Source organism: Winogradskyella aurantiaca (assembly GCF_003362725.1).
GTDB lineage: Bacteria > Bacteroidota > Bacteroidia > Flavobacteriales > Flavobacteriaceae > Winogradskyella_A > Winogradskyella_A aurantiaca.
This window is the reverse complement of the sequence record NZ_QKTV01000009.1, coordinates 103,304-119,665: the sequence shown is the minus strand read 5'-3', so window position 1 is coordinate 119,665 and position 16,362 is coordinate 103,304. Positions and strand designations below refer to the sequence as shown.

16 protein-coding genes and 1 pseudogene are annotated in these 16,362 nt (G+C 36.7%); 13 read left to right on the top strand and 4 right to left on the bottom strand.

What is annotated here, in order from left to right; genetic code table 11:
* Positions 1-60 precede the first annotated feature (60 nt).
* Complete coding sequence (locus DN064_RS13850; RefSeq protein ID WP_115463254.1) at positions 61-804, top strand: bacteriorhodopsin; 744 nt, start codon at positions 61-63, stop codon at positions 802-804.
* A gap of 62 nt (positions 805-866) precedes the next feature.
* On the opposite strand, the gene argS is transcribed toward DN064_RS13850, so the two are convergent.
* Positions 867-2,657, bottom strand: coding sequence for an arginine--tRNA ligase (gene argS / locus DN064_RS13845; protein ID WP_115463253.1), 1,791 nt, complete (start codon positions 2,655-2,657; stop codon positions 867-869).
* A gap of 325 nt (positions 2,658-2,982) precedes the next feature.
* Here argS and DN064_RS14190 point away from each other — a divergent pair, with 325 nt between their 5' ends.
* The 3 genes and pseudogenes from DN064_RS14190 to DN064_RS13835 all read left to right on the top strand — a co-directional run bounded on the left by DN064_RS14190 (position 2,983) and on the right by DN064_RS13835 (position 6,202).
* Positions 2,983-3,141 carry a VOC family protein gene (locus DN064_RS14190; RefSeq protein ID WP_157962322.1) on the top strand — a complete coding sequence of 53 codons (159 nt, stop codon included), beginning with the start codon at positions 2,983-2,985 and terminating at the stop codon, positions 3,139-3,141.
* 357 nt (positions 3,142-3,498) lie between these two features.
* Positions 3,499-5,541 carry an ATP-binding protein gene (locus tag DN064_RS13840; RefSeq protein ID WP_115463252.1) on the top strand — a complete coding sequence of 681 codons (2,043 nt, stop codon included), beginning with the start codon at positions 3,499-3,501 and terminating at the stop codon, positions 5,539-5,541.
* A 34-nt stretch (positions 5,542-5,575) separates the two neighbouring features.
* Positions 5,576-6,202, top strand: a pseudogene (locus DN064_RS13835) (chromophore lyase CpcT/CpeT).
* Here DN064_RS13835 and ctlX read toward each other — a convergent pair.
* The gene (gene ctlX / locus DN064_RS13825; RefSeq protein ID WP_115463250.1) at positions 6,199-7,131 is read right to left on the bottom strand and encodes a citrulline utilization hydrolase CtlX; all 933 of its coding nucleotides are present in this window, start codon (positions 7,129-7,131) and stop codon (positions 6,199-6,201) included. The pseudogene DN064_RS13835 and the gene ctlX overlap by 4 nt on opposite strands.
* 107 nt (positions 7,132-7,238) lie before the next feature.
* On the opposite strand from ctlX, the gene DN064_RS13820 reads away from it, so the two are divergent.
* A complete protein-coding gene (locus tag DN064_RS13820; protein ID WP_115463289.1) occupies positions 7,239-8,978 on the top strand; it encodes a M14 family metallopeptidase in 1,740 nt (579 codons plus the stop codon).
* Here the strand turns inward: DN064_RS13820 and DN064_RS13815 are convergent.
* The gene (locus DN064_RS13815) at positions 8,971-9,552 is read right to left on the bottom strand and encodes an NUDIX hydrolase (RefSeq protein ID WP_115463249.1); all 582 of its coding nucleotides are present in this window, start codon (positions 9,550-9,552) and stop codon (positions 8,971-8,973) included. The two genes, DN064_RS13820 and DN064_RS13815, sit on opposite strands and share 8 nt — an antisense overlap.
* 119 nt (positions 9,553-9,671) lie before the next feature.
* Here DN064_RS13815 and pyrE point away from each other — a divergent pair, with 119 nt between their 5' ends.
* Both pyrE and DN064_RS13805 read left to right on the top strand, forming a co-directional pair.
* Positions 9,672-10,316, top strand: coding sequence for an orotate phosphoribosyltransferase (gene pyrE, locus DN064_RS13810; protein WP_115463248.1), 645 nt, complete (start codon positions 9,672-9,674; stop codon positions 10,314-10,316).
* Between the two features lie 8 nt (positions 10,317-10,324).
* Positions 10,325-10,720, top strand: a complete 396-nt coding sequence (locus DN064_RS13805) for an SRPBCC family protein (protein WP_115463247.1) — start codon at positions 10,325-10,327, stop codon at positions 10,718-10,720.
* Between the two features lie 6 nt (positions 10,721-10,726).
* Here the strand turns inward: DN064_RS13805 and DN064_RS13800 are convergent, their stop codons facing one another.
* On the bottom strand, positions 10,727-11,458 hold the full coding sequence (locus tag DN064_RS13800; protein WP_115463246.1) for a biotin--[acetyl-CoA-carboxylase] ligase: 732 nt from the start codon (positions 11,456-11,458) through the stop codon (positions 10,727-10,729).
* 95 nt (positions 11,459-11,553) lie between these two features.
* On the opposite strand from DN064_RS13800, the gene rsfS reads away from it, so the two are divergent.
* The 6 genes from rsfS to DN064_RS13770 all read left to right on the top strand — a co-directional run bounded on the left by rsfS (position 11,554) and on the right by DN064_RS13770 (position 16,361).
* Positions 11,554-11,925 carry a ribosome silencing factor gene (rsfS, locus tag DN064_RS13795; protein ID WP_115463245.1) on the top strand — a complete coding sequence of 124 codons (372 nt, stop codon included), beginning with the start codon at positions 11,554-11,556 and terminating at the stop codon, positions 11,923-11,925.
* Between the two features lie 20 nt (positions 11,926-11,945).
* Positions 11,946-13,919, top strand: a complete 1,974-nt coding sequence (ftsH, locus tag DN064_RS13790; protein WP_115463244.1) for an ATP-dependent zinc metalloprotease FtsH — start codon at positions 11,946-11,948, stop codon at positions 13,917-13,919.
* Between the two features lie 105 nt (positions 13,920-14,024).
* Entirely contained in the window at positions 14,025-14,633 is a 609-nt protein-coding gene (locus DN064_RS13785; protein ID WP_115463243.1) for an LUD domain-containing protein, read from the top strand.
* Positions 14,634-15,455 carry a phosphatidate cytidylyltransferase gene (locus DN064_RS13780; RefSeq protein WP_115463242.1) on the top strand — a complete coding sequence of 274 codons (822 nt, stop codon included), beginning with the start codon at positions 14,634-14,636 and terminating at the stop codon, positions 15,453-15,455.
* On the top strand, positions 15,445-16,098 hold the full coding sequence (locus DN064_RS13775; protein WP_115463241.1) for a phosphatidylserine decarboxylase family protein: 654 nt from the start codon (positions 15,445-15,447) through the stop codon (positions 16,096-16,098). Before DN064_RS13780 ends, DN064_RS13775 begins: the two co-directional genes overlap by 11 nt.
* Complete coding sequence (locus DN064_RS13770) at positions 16,095-16,361, top strand: acyl-CoA-binding protein (RefSeq protein WP_115463240.1); 267 nt, start codon at positions 16,095-16,097, stop codon at positions 16,359-16,361. Before DN064_RS13775 ends, DN064_RS13770 begins: the two co-directional genes overlap by 4 nt.
* Position 16,362 lies beyond the last annotated feature (1 nt).

Sequence of the window (16,362 nt, the reverse complement as noted above, 5' to 3'; positions counted from 1 at the left end):
CCATATTAACGTTTAACTTTATTTAAATTTGTTTCAACAAAATAACTAATTAGCAAAATTATGAGTAATTTTTTCAATGCAATCGCCTCAGTTGGTAAAATGGCCACAGACGATTATGTAGGGTTTACATTTTTCGTAGGATGTATGGCCATGATGGCAGCAGCTGCCTTTTTCTTTTTGTCAATGAACCAATTTGACAGAAAATGGAGAGTATCAATTTTAGTATCAGGATTGATCACTTTTATCGCTGCGGTACATTATTGGTACATGAGAGATTATTGGGCTGCCAATGCTGAATCTCCTACTTTTTTCCGTTACGTTGACTGGGTGCTTACAGTACCGTTGATGTGTGTGGAATTTTATCTGATTCTTAAAGTAGCTGGGGCTAAAAAATCACTAATGTGGCAAATGATATTTTTATCGGTTGTGATGTTAGTAACTGGTTATGCTGGTGAAGCTATACATACAACAGGATCAGGACCAGCCTTATGGGGTCTTATTTCTGGTATTGCTTACTTCGCCATCGTATACATCATTTGGTTTGGTGAAGCTAAGAAACTGGCAGAAAATGCAGGTGGTGCCGTTTTAAAAGCACACAAAACACTGTGTTGGTTTGTACTTGTCGGTTGGGCGATTTATCCTCTTGGATACATGGCCGGAACAGAAGGCTGGTACTCAGGTGTAGCCAATTTAGGGCTAAATATGGACGTCATCTACAATATCGGTGATGCCATTAACAAAATTGGATTTGGACTTGTAGTTTATGGTGCCGCTGTTGCTGCACAATCAACTGCAGACGCTTAATCTTTATTTATAGTTTATAAGTTTTAATAGTGAAAAAGACTGCTTATGGCAGTCTTTTTTATTTACATACGATTGGGGAGGTCTATCCCAAGAACTTTCGTCCCGTTGTAAATTACCTGAGCTACAAATTCTGATAAAGACACCCTGAATCTCGCCAGGGGTTCATCTGCACCTAAAATCGATACATTCTGGTAGAAGGAATTAAACTCTTTTACCAAATCATAAACGTAATTAGCGATGAGTGCCGGACTGTAGTCTTTTGCGGCCGATTGAATAACCTCTGGAAATTGCATAACGGTTTTTATTAACTGTCGCTCTTTTGGATCTAATTGATAACCAGTTTCTGGGTTAAATCCAATAGCATACAGTTCTTTCTCTTTCGCCTTTCTTAAAATGGACTGAATTCGAGCATAGGTATATTGAATAAAAGGCCCTGTATTACCTTGAAAATCGATTGATTCCTTTGGATCAAAGAGGATTCGTTTTTTAGGATCTACTTTTAAAATAAAATACTTTAACGCACCCAAGCCAATGGTTTTATACAACGCTTCCTTTTCAATTTCTGAATAGCCATCTAGTTTACCCAATTCATTTGAAATCGTTTTAGCGGTATTTGCCATCTCATCCACCAAATCGTCAGCATCAACCACGGTTCCCTCACGACTTTTCATTTTTCCAGAAGGTAGATCTACCATTCCGTAACTGAGGTGATGCAAATTATCTGCCCACTCAAACCCAAGTTTCTTTAAAATGATGAACAATACCTTAAAATGGTAATCTTGCTCATTACCCACAGTATAAACCATACCACCAACATCCGGATGGTCTTTTACACGCTGGATAGCTGTACCAATATCCTGTGTCATATATACGGCTGTACCATCGCTTCGTAACAACAGTTTTTCATCCAGGCCTTGGTCCGATAAATCACACCAAACAGAACCATCTTCCTTCTTATAAAATAGTCCTTTTTCAAGACCTTGGGCTATAAACTCTTTTCCCAATAAATAGGTCTTACTTTCGTAATAATAGGAGTCAAAATCAACTCCAATGTTCTTATAGGTAACATCAAATCCATCATAAACCCATTGGTTCATCATTTCCCATAAAGCCACAACCTCATCATCTCCGGCCTCCCATTGGCGCAACATTTCCTGAGCATCAAGTAAAATTGGTGCCTTGGATTTTGCCTCCTCTTCGGTACTACCAGAATTTATGAGTTCCTGAATTTCTTCCTTATAAGCCTTATCAAAGGCTACATAATAATTACCAACAAGTTTATCACCTTTTAGTCCCGAAGATTGAGGAGTTTCCCCATTTCCAAATCGCTGCCATGCCAACATACTCTTGCAAATATGAATCCCTCTATCATTGATAATTTGTGTTTTATATACCCTCTTGCCAGAGGCTTTTATAATTTCAGCCACACTATATCCTAATAGAACATTCCTAACATGGCCGAGATGCAAAGGCTTATTGGTATTTGGAGACGAATACTCAACAATTACAGAATCTTCATGGTTTTTTATTTCTTTATATCCCCAAGTCTTCAGATTCTTGAGATTCTCAAGAAAATCGAGATAATAGCTATCTGCGATGACAAGATTTAAAAACCCCTTTATAACGTTAAAATTGACAACTTCATCAACATTAGCCTTAAGATACTCACCTATTTGTTCACCAATAACAGCAGGATTACCTTTTATATAGCGTAATAACGGAAACACCACAACTGTAATATCGCCTTCAAATTCAGGTCGTGTCGATTGAAATTCAACTTGCTCAATATCCACATTAAAAATGGCTTTTACTGCTGAAATAACTTGTGGTTTAATAATACTCTGAAGACTCATAACATTCAATAATATTGTGCTTTAAAGGGCAGCAAATATAAGCTTTTTAAGCGTGTGAAGCCTTTGTGATTTGCCATTATTTGTACCTTAGAAAACAATTTTTTACCCCTGTAATTATATGAATAGAGGCAATCATTTAAGAAGAGGGATTCCAGTATTAGCATCCTTAGATATTAATGAAAGTGTGGAATTCTACAGAGCTAAATTATGATTTGACGAAACAGGCTATATTAGTGCTAATTATGCTGTTATAGGGCGAGACGATTTTATTGTCCATTTTTGGAAGTGTAACGATCCCATCCATCCTAAAAACACAAGTTGCTATGTGGATGTAAATCAGATTGAAGAACTCTGTAAAGAATTCCTGGAATGCAACGTCATACACCCTAATGGATACTTAGAAGACAAGCCTTATGGGATGAGAGAATTTGCCATTCTGGATGTTCATGGTAACCTCATTAAGTTTGGTGAAGAAATTAAATGAATCACGATCTTATAGAATATTTATTTAATTGATTTACAGTTATTTATGCGGTTTATGCATTTCATCGAGCAAACGGTATTTCCTCGGATTAATTTGTCATTAATCGGAAATGAGTCAATAATTAAGACAAGTGACTTACCGTTCATCTATTATTTAGGTATTAAAACCCGATTATTGGCAAAATTGGCAAGATTAAGTCAACTTTGAGAAGCTATTAACCATGCCCCAAATGGTAATGGAACTTGATAATCAATCATTGATCTGGTTGTTATTGTTTTGTGTGAACTTACTATGGCTATCCCTCCGTGCTAATATAAATCACAATAACATTGCAAATAACCCAGGCGCATCTATTATATGAAGCGTTTTTTGGTACTAACTGCACTCTTATCCGTGCTCTTTATTCAAGCCCAGAATGAAGAGATAGATCGCCTTACCGTAGAATTAACGTATCAAAACCAAGACTCAGCTAAAGTTGACACCTCCCTTCTGCTTATTTCTAAGCTCATAGATGCAAAGAACTATACAAAGGCATTTCTTTATGTAAATCAGACTCTTGACCTTGCAAAAACCCTCAGTTATTCTAGAGGACTGGCAGAGGCCAACTACTACAAGGCTGTGATTTACAACTCGCGTGACGATTATTTTAATGCCATTGACAATTACAACAAATCCCTCAACTTCTACTTTACGATCAATGATTCTTTAGGACTAGCGCGGGTTAGTAGCAAAATTGGCCTCCTGGAAATTGAACGAGGGAATTACCAGCAAGGTTTGGGCTATTCCCTAGCCGCCATTTCAACCTTTGAACAATATGATCTTCAAACTGAGTTAAGTAGTGCATATAATTGCCTTGCTGAAGCCTATCTCAACACTAATAATGTAGACAAAGCTCTTGAATACAACGAAAAAGCACTGATGGTCAGACGGTCCCTAGCGGATAGTTCTGGTATTAAGATCTCAACTGTAAATATTGCCAAGCTTTATTCTAAGCTTAAAGAACATCGTAAAGCAATTGAATATTATAAAGAGGCCATTCAATTATTGAATCCAGAAACCGACGGAACATTATTAGGTGAGGTGTTACCAAGATTAGGAAGCGAATACTTAATATTTAAGGAATATGATCTCGCTACCAAATATCTGTTACAAGGCCTTAGGTACAACCGAAATTCCAATAATTCTGAAGGACTGGCTATTTCATTAAATGGACTTGGCAACTTAAACTATCAGAGAGGTAAGTTAAGAACAGCTGAAAGCCAATTATTAGAAGCCTATGCAATTGCAGATAAAAGCGATTTAAAACCAGAACTTTTAGAAAATTACCTAATTCGTATTCAATTAGATTCGACTAGGGGTTACTTCCAAAATGCTTTCAAATGGCAAAGTGCGTATTACGAGTTACGAGATACCATGACTTCTTCAAAGGATTCAAAAACTAATCTCAACTCAGAAACAACAAGAGTCAACCCTATTGATTTTGGTTCAGTTGATTCCGACACCAAAGTCTCATTAGAAAATCCTTCCAAGACTCCAGACTGGTGGTTCTATGGATTACTTGTTATATCATTTGGGCTTTTATCCCTACTAATTATTCAAGCAGTTAGAAATCGTGGTATTCGAGCATCACTTTCAGATCAAAAGGAACAAATTGGAAACTTAAGAACTGAGACTAAATCCCTAAAAATTACCAAAGACGAACTTGAAGAAAGCAATCAGGTAAAAGACAAGTTATTTTCTATTGTATCCCACGATTTAAAGGATTCCATATCATCCATTAAAGCGTTTCTGGATCTGTTGAGAGAAGACAGTATTAGTAAAGAGGAGTTTAATGAGCTGATTCCCGAATTGAGTGAAAATGCCAATAATGCTTCTGCTTTACTGTTTAATTTATTGAATTGGTCGAAGTCTCAGCTTCAAAGTTTGGAGCCTAAACCAGAGATGTTTAATATCCAGGAAGTGTTTAGGGATAAGATGGATCTCGTAGAGCAAAAGGTTGAAGAAAAGAGTATAATTCTTATTGATGAAAGCGAGCGGGATTTCGTCTATGCGGACAAGAGTATGATCGAAATTGTAATTCAAAATCTTATTACCAATGCCGTTAAGTTTAGCCGAAACGGAGACATGATAACCATTTCCAATATTGACAAAAATGGAAAATCCCTTATTTGTGTTGAGGATACTGGTGTTGGTATCTCTGATGAAAATCTTGATAAATTATTTAATGCAGCTAATAACTTTACAACCCGTGGTACTAAAAATGAAAAAGGTACAGGTTTAGGTCTGAGTATCGCCAAGGATCTTGTGGAACTAAACCAAGGAAAAATCTGGGTAGAAAGCACTTTAAATGTTGGTAGTAAATTCTTTATTGAACTTCCAAAAGCAGCACCTCAATCTTAATTTTATTTACATTAGCCCTCTAAATCAAGCTTAAATGAAGGCACCCGTAATTTTACTCATTTTATTATCAATTTTCTTCAAGCCAGAAATTGACACCACTCATACTTTTAATCAGGATAAAGAGCTAAGTGAACTTCATAAATTAATGCAAGGATCCTTCAATTCTGAGTTGCAATCTCAGCAGGATTCAAGCTACTATAACATCTCTTTGCATATGTATCCTATCTGGAAGGATCAAGGACATTTCCTCTACGTGGAACAGGCACTTAACAGCATGCAAGACAAACCCTATAGACAACGGGTCTATGAAATTACAAGAATAACTGACTCAACGTTTAGTTCTGCCGTGTATGCCCTTCCTAACGAAAAAGAATGGATAGGAAAATGGAAGACTTCAAAATCATTTAATAAGATTTCGAAATCAGATCTTATTCTACGAGATGGCTGCGAAGTCATTTTAAAACGACTTGACAAGAACCATTTCAAAGGAAGTACAGGCGAAAACTAATGCAACAGTTCCCTTAGAGGTGCCAGCTATGCTACGAGCGAGGTTGAACTAACCAAAGGAACCATCATTTCCTGGGACCGCGGTATGGACGGTGATGGTAATCAGGTTTGGGGCGCCGAAAAAGGCGGGTATGTTTTTAATAAGATTAACTAAGCCTTCGGTAAAAATACTTCGGCCATCATACAACGGGCCGATCCACCTCCTAAAGTTTCAATGGTATTTATATCGCTATACAAAATAGGGCAATGTTGTTCAATTTTTGCAACCTGATCAGGCCTAAGACTGTGGTAAGCAGTGGCACTCATAATTAATAGTGGCTGATTGTTTTTTGAGACTACTTGAAGCATATTGCCTGCAAATTGATGCATTTGCGCTTCGGTGATATCAATAACTTCTTTACCATCTTCCTTTAAGTTACTCAAGACCAGTTTGCGCTCTTTCTTGTCATCAATTGAAGCAGTACATATCACGGCAAATGTTTCGGCTATACACATCATTACATTGGTATGATAGATGGCCAAGCGCTGACCATTTACGCTTTGATACGCGTTGAAAATCACAGGAGTATATTCAAAGTCCTCACAAAATTCAATAACTAAATCCTCATCTGCTCTAGGTGACAATGCGCAATAGGCTTTTTTATTTTCTCTATCTAAGATGAGACTTCCTGTTCCTTCCAGAAACAAACCCTCATCTTCTGCACCGGTATAATCAACTATTTCGGCAATTTTAAAGCCGTCTGATTCTATGAGATCAAATACCTCCGTCCGTCTCTCTGTTCTTCTGTTTTCGGCAAACATAGGATATACAGCGACATCTCCATTGGCATGAAAACTCACCCAATTGTTAGGAAAAACAGCATCTGGTGTATCCTTACTGGCTCCACTACGATCAACAATTACGTTAACACCCGCATCTTGTAACTTCTTTACAAAGGCATCAAACTCCTTCTGAGCTTGTGCATTAATTTGCTCTGCTGACCCTTCTAATTGTTTTTGAAAATAGTTATTAACTGCTGTCTGTTCATTGGCCCTTATTCCATCCGGGCGAATCATTAAAATTGAATTGCTTATTTGTCGCATGAATAAAATTTAGCAGCACAAAATTATGGTTTTATACGTATTTACAAATTGTGTTTAACAAAAGAATTTGACTAAGTTTGAAGTTTAATTCCAGACCCAACTTTCAAATGAAAAAACTTCTAATTGTACTTATTCTTGTAACCTCATGTGCCAAGAAAAGTCCTTATGTTGATTTTGATTTCACCACTACATTTGAATCTTCAGAAGGACAAGAGACGGCTACCTATCCAGAAGTTATTGAATACTACAAGGCTTTAGCTGACACCTATTCTGAAATTTCAATTGACAGTATGGGTCTGAGTGATTCAGGAGAACCACTACACTTCGTTACCTATAATCCATCCTCCAATGGGACAGATTTTAATACACTGCGCAAGGAGCATAGCATTTTACTCATTAATAATGGCATTCACCCTGGAGAATCAGATGGTATCGACGCCACCATGATGCTCTATAGAGATTTAGCACAAAATAAAATCGACTCTCCGGAAAACCTCATACTTGTAACCATCCCTGTCTATAATATTGGAGGAAGTCTTAATAGAAATTCTGGAACCAGAACCAATCAAAACGGACCAAAATCCTACGGGTTTAGAGGTAATGCTCAAAACTATGATCTCAATAGAGATTTCATAAAAGCCGATACACGCAATGCTCAAGCCTTTGCTCAAATTTTTAATACAATTCAACCCGACGCATTTATAGATAACCATGTAAGCAACGGTGCTGACTATCAGTATACTCTAACCCATCTTTTTACACAACACAATAAGCTTGGTGGTCCCCAGGGTACTTATCTGCATGAGTTTCTTATGCCTCAATTAGAAAAGGACCTCCTAGACAATAACTGGGATATTACCCCTTACGTCAATGTATTTAATAGAGTCCCTGAAACTGGTTTTTCGCAGTTTATGGATTCACCAAGATACTCAACTGGCTATACCACCTTATTTAACACTCTAGGAATGATGGTGGAAACGCATATGCTAAAGCCTTACAAGAAACGAGTGGAAAGCACCTATCAGTTAATGAAATCTATGATTACAATTGTTGATTCCAATTCAGAAACTATTAAGTCTTTGAAACAAGACCAATTAAATTTCTGGCAATCATCTAGCTACTACCCTACCCAATGGGCCATTGACACCACTAAAACAAGTACCCTTAATTTCAAGGGCTATGAAGGCACATACTTAGAAAGTTCCTTAACTGGTGGCCAGCGTCTAAAATATGACCAAAGCAAACCCTTCACAAAACCCGTAACTTATTCTAACTACTTTAAAGCTACAGACAGTATATCAATTCCTGAGGCTTACATTATTCCCAAAGGTTGGCATCATGTTATTGATCGCTTAACAGAAAATGGAATTGCAATGCAGCAATTTGAGAAGGATACAATGATCAAGGTGGAACAATATAAAATTAAAGATTACAAAACCCGGACCCGACCTTACGAAGGGCATTATTCACATTATAGGACAACCGTTTCTTCGAAAGAAACTGAACTACAATTTTATAAAGGTGATTATATTGTAAAAACGGCACAACCGGGGATTCGATACCTAATTGAAACTTTAGAGCCAACTGCAGTTGATTCGTTCTTTAATTGGAATTATTTTGATACCGTTTTACAACAAAAAGAAGGATTCTCGCCTTACGTTTGGGAAGACAAAGCTTCTGAATTGCTCAGGGCTAACCCTCAATTACAAATTGACTTTAATCTCAAGAAAACATACGACAGTGATTTTGCCAATAATTGGTATGCACAATTAGACTGGTTACACAAACAAAGTAATAATTATGAGAAGGCACACATGACCTATCCGATATTCAGGGTAGCTAAATGAGGATCCTGATATTAGCATAGCTATGTTCTAATGCTTGCCTGGATTCTTTCTTATTTAGCCATTGCACTTTGGTAATTCCTTCTTTAATCTGTGGTTTTAGTTTTCCACTGTAGTTTGTAGTCATTTCAAACCAATAGGTCACTTTTATACGGTGCTTTCCGTTGCGTTTGAATATATGATAAGTGGTCTGAAGGGGTTTAGAAATTTTAAGTCCTTCCACACCAGTTTCTTCTTCAACTTCTCTAATGGCAGTTTCTTCAATACTCTCTTTGGCCTCGGCTCGTCCTTTAGGCAGATCCCATTTATCATTTCTGTAAATAAAAAGTATTTCGTTAGCATCATTAAAAACCTTACCACCGCCGGCAACAGTATTTGGAAGTAGCTTTAAAAATCGTTTTAATAAATTTTCAGAATCCTTGTCATATAAATGAACAGCCTTCAAATCAGTTTGGTTTAATAACTTAATAACCTTACCAATATTAACAGTACGTAAGAGAAAGGTTTTATGATTGGTCTCTTTCTCGAAATTTGAAGTTAGAATAATGGGTTTATTCCCGACAAAAATGGTTTGCACTCTTACAATTTTATCACCTTATTATTGGACTAAATTATCAAATTAAAATTTCAAGTCACAAAGGCATAAATTAAGTTATCAATAAATAACTGTTTACTAAAATTAGTTAATTTTGCCGCATGATTTTAAATGAGCAAACAGCCAAAAAAACTGCAGAACTTTTATTGCAAATTAATGCGATAAAGTTAAGTCCAGAAGATCCTTTTACATGGGCTTCAGGATGGAAATCTCCAATTTACTGTGATAATCGAATTGTATTATCTTACCCGCAGATAAGAAACTACGTAAAGTCAGCAATGGCAACTGGTATCGAGGAATTATACGGAAAACCAGATGTGATTGCCGGTGTTGCTACGGGTGCCATTGGTATTGGGGCATTGGTTGCTCAAGAAATGAATCTTCCCTTTGTTTATGTACGCCCAGAAGCCAAAAAGCATGGTCGACAAAATCAAATTGAAGGTCAACTTGACAAACACCAAAGAGTAGTTGTTATAGAAGATCTAATAAGTACTGGAAAAAGTAGTCTTAATGCTGTCAAGGCCTTGAAAGACGCCGAAGCAGACGTCAAAGGTATGATTGCTATATTCTCATACGGTTTTAATGTGGCTCTAGAGAATTTCAAAGCAGCTAATGTGCAATTACACACTTTAAGCAATTATGACAGCCTTTTAAACGAGGCACTGGAAACAAACTACATAACCAACAAGCAGCTTGAGGTGTTATCCTCCTGGAATAACAACCCAAGTGAATGGTCACTTAAATAAAAACACCTATGAAATTAGAATCTCCCAAAGTATCAGTACCTAAAAACCAGCAGGCTATTTTTGACTTTTTATCGGATGTCAAAAATTTTGAAAAATTAATGCCTGAAAATATCAGCAAATTTGAATTGTTAGAGGAAGACAAATTTTTATTTGCCTTAAAAGGTATGCCTGAAATTGTATTAAAGAAAAAAGAGGTTCAGGCACCAAACAAAATTGTTCTTGGAGCAGCAGGAGGAAAACTCGACTTCTCATTGACTGGAGAAATTCAATCTACCGATAGTGACAATAGTGATGTGCAACTTAAGTTTGAAGGTGATTTTAATCCAATGATGAGTATGATGATTAAAGGTCCCATAACTAAGTTCATAGAGACCCTCAGCAAGAATATTCCTGAAGCTCTATAACACCATCTAATAGAGTAGGCGTATTTCTTTCATATCATAAGTTCTGATAATGGCGTCCTCGGTTAGGACCTCCAAATGGCCCTGATGATTAATACCATTAATATAGCCTGTCAAATGCTGCCCGTCTTCTACCATAAAAGTGGATGGTTTATGGATTCTAAACAATTGTTCTTCGTATTCGGATTTTAAGGCACCCAACTCTTTATTCATGAGTCTTTGGAAAAAGTGCATTAATTCTTTTATAAATACATCTAATACCTCATCAACGTTATAAACTTTTCCAGACTGCAGTAAAACCGAAGAGGCCTTAGGTAAATCATCAAAAAAACGCTGGTTAACATTAATACCAACTCCAACAATGGCGCTTTTAAGCTCATTGTTTTTAACTACGTTTTCTATTAATATCCCTGAGATCTTGAAAGTTTCTGACAAAATGTCGTTAGGCCATTTAATCTTAATGTTAGGAGTTTTGAGTTTTTTTAAAGTTTCAGCAACTGCTAAAGCCGTGACAATACTAATAAAATACTGCTCTTCAAATTTTAAAAACGAAACATCCTTAAACACACTGACAGTAAGGTTTTTGCCAGATTCGGATTGCCAAGAGGTTCCCATTTGACCACGACCTTTAGATTGTGTATTTGCCTGTATAATGGTATAATCTTCCAATGGCTGCTCCGCACTAATTCGTTTCAAATACGAATTGGTAGAATCAGTGGCATCAAGTTTGATTATAGGCATGATTGAGAAGGAATTATTTTTATGGTTTTCTTATGACTATAAGGTAAAACTTCAACAAAAATTATAATAAATTTGTATAAATATAATTCAATTGAATGACCAACAACAAAAGTAATGCAGACCTATTAATAACAACAATTTTAAGTGGTATTGAAGAGGTAAAAGGGAAGGAGATCACGATTTTAGATTTAAGGGAAATAGAGAATACGGTTTGTGATTACTTTATCATCTGCGAAGGTACATCTAATACTCAAGTTAGTGCCATCGTAAATTCAATCCAGAAACAAGTTAGCAAATCTTTAAAAGACAAACCTTGGCACGTTGAGGGTATGGACAATCAAGAATGGGTCTTGATTGATTATGTCAATGTGGTTGTACATGTATTTCAAAAACACATTAGAGAATACTATGACATTGAGAGTTTATGGGGAGATGCTAAAACCACAGAAATAACAACAAGCTATTAAATCTTAAGATTAATAATTAGATGGCAAATACTAAAAATTCTAATAAAAAACCGAAGTTCAGTCCCTATTGGATATACGCAATTATCCTTGCTGTTTTCTTTGGTATTCAAATATTTTCAGGAGGATTTGGAGGACAAAATGGTAACGAAACTACCCCTGCAGACTTTTTCTCCTTTCTTAAAGATGGTGACGTCAAGAATGTTGAAATCGTAAACAATCGTGAAGCACGGGTGTATTTAACCACCGAAGCCTCCCAAAAAGAAATTCACAAAAAAACCAGACCAGGTGGGATGTTTCCATCAGTAGGACCAGTTCCTAATTACCGTTTTGAGTTTGGTGATTTGAAACTTTTCCAGGAAGAGATTAATAAAATAAATCAGGAAAACAACTTAAACGTTCCCATAGCTTTTAAGACTGAGAGTAACGCCTGGGGAGAATTCCTTATCTCCTTGTTGCCCTTTATTCTCATCATTGGTGTATGGATCTTTATAATGAGACGTATGTCAGCAGGGGGCAGCGGTGGCGCTGGAGGCCAGATTTTTAATATAGGAAAATCTAAAGCCAAACTCTTTGATGAGAAGACAGATACTAAAACATCGTTTAAGGATGTGGCAGGACTTGAAGGTGCTAAAGAAGAAGTTCAGGAAATTGTAGACTTTTTAAAGTTTCCAGAAAAATATACCTCTTTGGGAGGTAAAATTCCAAAGGGTGCATTATTAGTAGGCCCTCCAGGAACAGGTAAAACCCTTTTAGCGAAAGCCGTAGCTGGCGAGGCCAAAGTTCCATTCTTCTCATTATCTGGATCAGATTTTGTTGAAATGTTTGTTGGTGTTGGAGCATCACGAGTAAGAGACCTATTTAAACAAGCCAAAGAAAAATCTCCTTCTATCATATTTATTGATGAAATAGATGCTATTGGCCGTGCACGAGGTAAGGCTAATTTCTCAGGTTCTAATGACGAACGCGAAAACACGCTCAATCAATTACTGACCGAAATGGATGGTTTTGGCACCAATACTAATGTGATTGTCTTGGCAGCTACAAACAGAGCTGATGTTCTTGATGGGGCGTTAATGCGAGCGGGAAGATTTGACCGTCAAATTTATGTTGATCTTCCAGATGTGAGAGAGCGTAAAGAGATATTTGAAGTACATCTAAGACCACTTAAAAAAGATGACTCACTCGATATTGAATTTTTAGCAAAGCAAACACCAGGATTTTCTGGTGCTGATATTGCCAACGTCTGTAATGAAGCCGCACTGATTGCAGCTAGAAAAGGAAAAAAATCGGTAAATAAACAAGATTTCCTTGATGCGGTAGATCGTATTGTAGGTGGTCTAGAAAAGAAAAATAAAATCATTACCCCAGAGGAGAAACGTGCTGTTGCTTTTCATGAGGCTGGACACGCCACCATTAGCTGGATGCTTGAACATGCCGCTCCTTTAGTAAAAGTGACGATTGTTCCAAGAGGCCGTTCCCTCGGTGCTGCCTGGTACTTACCAGAGGAACGATTAATCGTTAGACCTGAGCAAATGCTTGATGAAATGTGTGCTGCCCTCGGAGGCCGTGCTGCAGAAAAAGTAATCTTCGATAAGATTTCAACCGGCGCTTTGAGTGATCTTGAAAAAGTGACAAAGCAAGCAAGAGCAATGGTGACGATTTACGGCCTTAGTGATCAAGTTGGTAATCTCACTTATTATGATTCATCAGGTCAATCTGAGTATGGGTTTACCAAACCATATAGTGAGCAAACTGCCGAATTGATTGATAAAGAAATATCAGCAATTATTGAAGAACAGTATCAGCGTGCTATTAAAATTCTCGAAGCAAACAAAGATAAATTGACACAACTGGCTGAAGTACTTCTTGAAAAAGAAGTGATTTTTAAAGACAATTTGGAGAAGATCTTTGGGAAGCGAAAATTTGAGAAAGCAGAAACGCTTCAAATTGACAGTGAATCTCCTGCGCTCAGTGCTGCTGATGAAGAAGAGTAAAACCTCTCTTTTTGTCGAAAAAAAGCCTTACAACTAGGCGTTGTAGGTAGTTTTGTTATCTTTGGAAATATTCCTTTTAATTGACAGTAATAGCTAGGTAGTTAAATGAGTATATTTAAAAGGCTTTTCGGAAGAAAATCAGAAAAAACCGAGGAGCAAATTCCAAATCACGAACGGGGCAAATACATGCCTGAAGTGAAGTTGCCTGCAGACGAGAGATTTACAATTAATTTCAATGCTAATGGTGGCAAATTTCTCTATTGTGAAAATTTGCAAGAGATCAACGAAAGCCTACAGAATATACTCAGTGAAAATAACTGGTCAGACAAAACAGCCTTAATCTTAGATGATCGTTTGGAGCGTAAATTTGAGGGCTTCCAGTTAAAAACCAGTAAAAATCCTTCTGAAGCAACCTTTTTCTTTTCTACTTGTGAGTATTTAATTTCAGATGATGGCTCCTTACTCATTTCTTCCAACCAAATAGCGGAGAAGAAGTTAAAAGAATTGCCATCGAATTTTATCATTTTTGCCACAACCAGTCAGTTTGTAGAGACTATTGGCGAAGGATTAAAAGGCATAAAGGAAAAGAACAAATCTAAAATCCCCACCAATATCACAACGATAAAACACTTTAAGACTGTTGAGGATAAAGACTTTATGACTTATGGCAGCAGTTCCAAAAATCTTTACCTACTTCTACTTGAAGACCTTTAAATGAAAGAACTTGCAACTAGAGCTATATCCGGAGCTCTGTATGTATCGCTTTTAGTTTTATCGCTGTATACACGATTATCCCTGTTTTTGATTTTAATGGTATTTGGCCTTATGGCAACAGCTGAATATATCAAATTAATAGAATTAAGGTCTAAAATTGCCTATATCATATTTCTCTTGATATATATAAGCTTTGGTTATTGGATGCTTTATACAGACTATCAAAAAGGTAGCTCTGACGCCTTACAGATTTATCTGGTTACAACCATTTTTGTGAATCTGATACTTATTAAGGATTTACTATCTGAAAAAGTAATTCCTCTTTTTGAATCAAAGCGGTATTTAACCATTACCTTTTATCTAACGTCAGGATTTGTCTTTATGTTGATGATCGCTAACTACCAGAACAATTTTACTCCGTTTTTACTTCTTGGTAGCTTTATTTTAGTTTGGGTTAATGACAGTTTCGCCTATTTAGTGGGTAAAAACTTTGGTAAACAGAAACTCTTTCCACGTATTTCGCCTAAGAAAACCGTTGAAGGATTTCTTGGTGGGCTATTTTTTTCAGGGATTGCCAGCTATTTTATTGCAAAATTCACTGATACACTCGAATTTTCTAACTGGTTAATACTATCAATTATTGTAAGTGTTTTAGGCACCTTAGGAGATTTAATTGAGTCCAAATTCAAACGCCAAGCTCAGGTTAAGGACAGTGGCGTTATTATGCCTGGGCATGGAGGTATACTTGATCGCTTAGATAGTATTATCTTTGCGGCACCATTTATTTACTTATTTCTCAGAATCATCAATTATGTTTCATAAGGAAGGGCAAAGCATCATTTTTATTTCATTAGTAATTGTAGTACTCTCGTTTTTTACAATTGATTATTTTATAACCATTGAATGGCTGAGAATGACTCTCATGCTAGTTATATTGGCTTTATTTATTCTAATTCTACAATTTTTTAGAAATCCGAAGCGTTATACAAACCTTGACGATAATACCATAACATCTCCAGTGGATGGAAAGGTGGTAGTTATTGAAGAGGTTATGGAAAACGAATATTTTAACGATAAACGCATTCAGGTTTCCATATTTATGTCTCCTTTAAACGTTCATGTCACCAGATACCCAAATTCTGGTGAGGTTACTTTTAGTAAGTACCATCCTGGCAAATACCTAGTTGCTTGGCATCCCAAGGCCAGCGAAGAAAATGAACGTACCACGGTGGTTGTAAAGAATGCAACAATTGGTGAAATTTTATACCGTCAAATCGCAGGTGCTTTAGCTAAACGCATTGTAAATTATGCGCAGAAGGACTTAAGAGTCTTGCAAGGAGCTGACTCAGGATTTATTAAATTTGGTTCAAGAGTTGACGTCTTTCTTCCCCTTGATGCGGATATTAAGGTCTCACTTAATGATAAAGTTAGGGGTGGCGAGAGTATTATTGCCCAAATAAAATGAGTCCCGAAGAATTAGATAAGGAGTTTCATAAAGCTGTTGAGCAAGTGAATGCTCATATGGATCCATTTCCTGCTGATTTCTTGCTACGTCTTTATGCTTATTATAAGAAGGCCACCAATGATTATGGGCGTCCTAGCAGTAAAAAAGCGATTATTAATGCCTTTAAGACCAATGCCTTATTTCAAACCCAGGATATCACTCCTGAAGATGCTAAGCGAGAATATATAGAATTAGTGAGAAATTATTTTTTGTATCGGGAGTAAA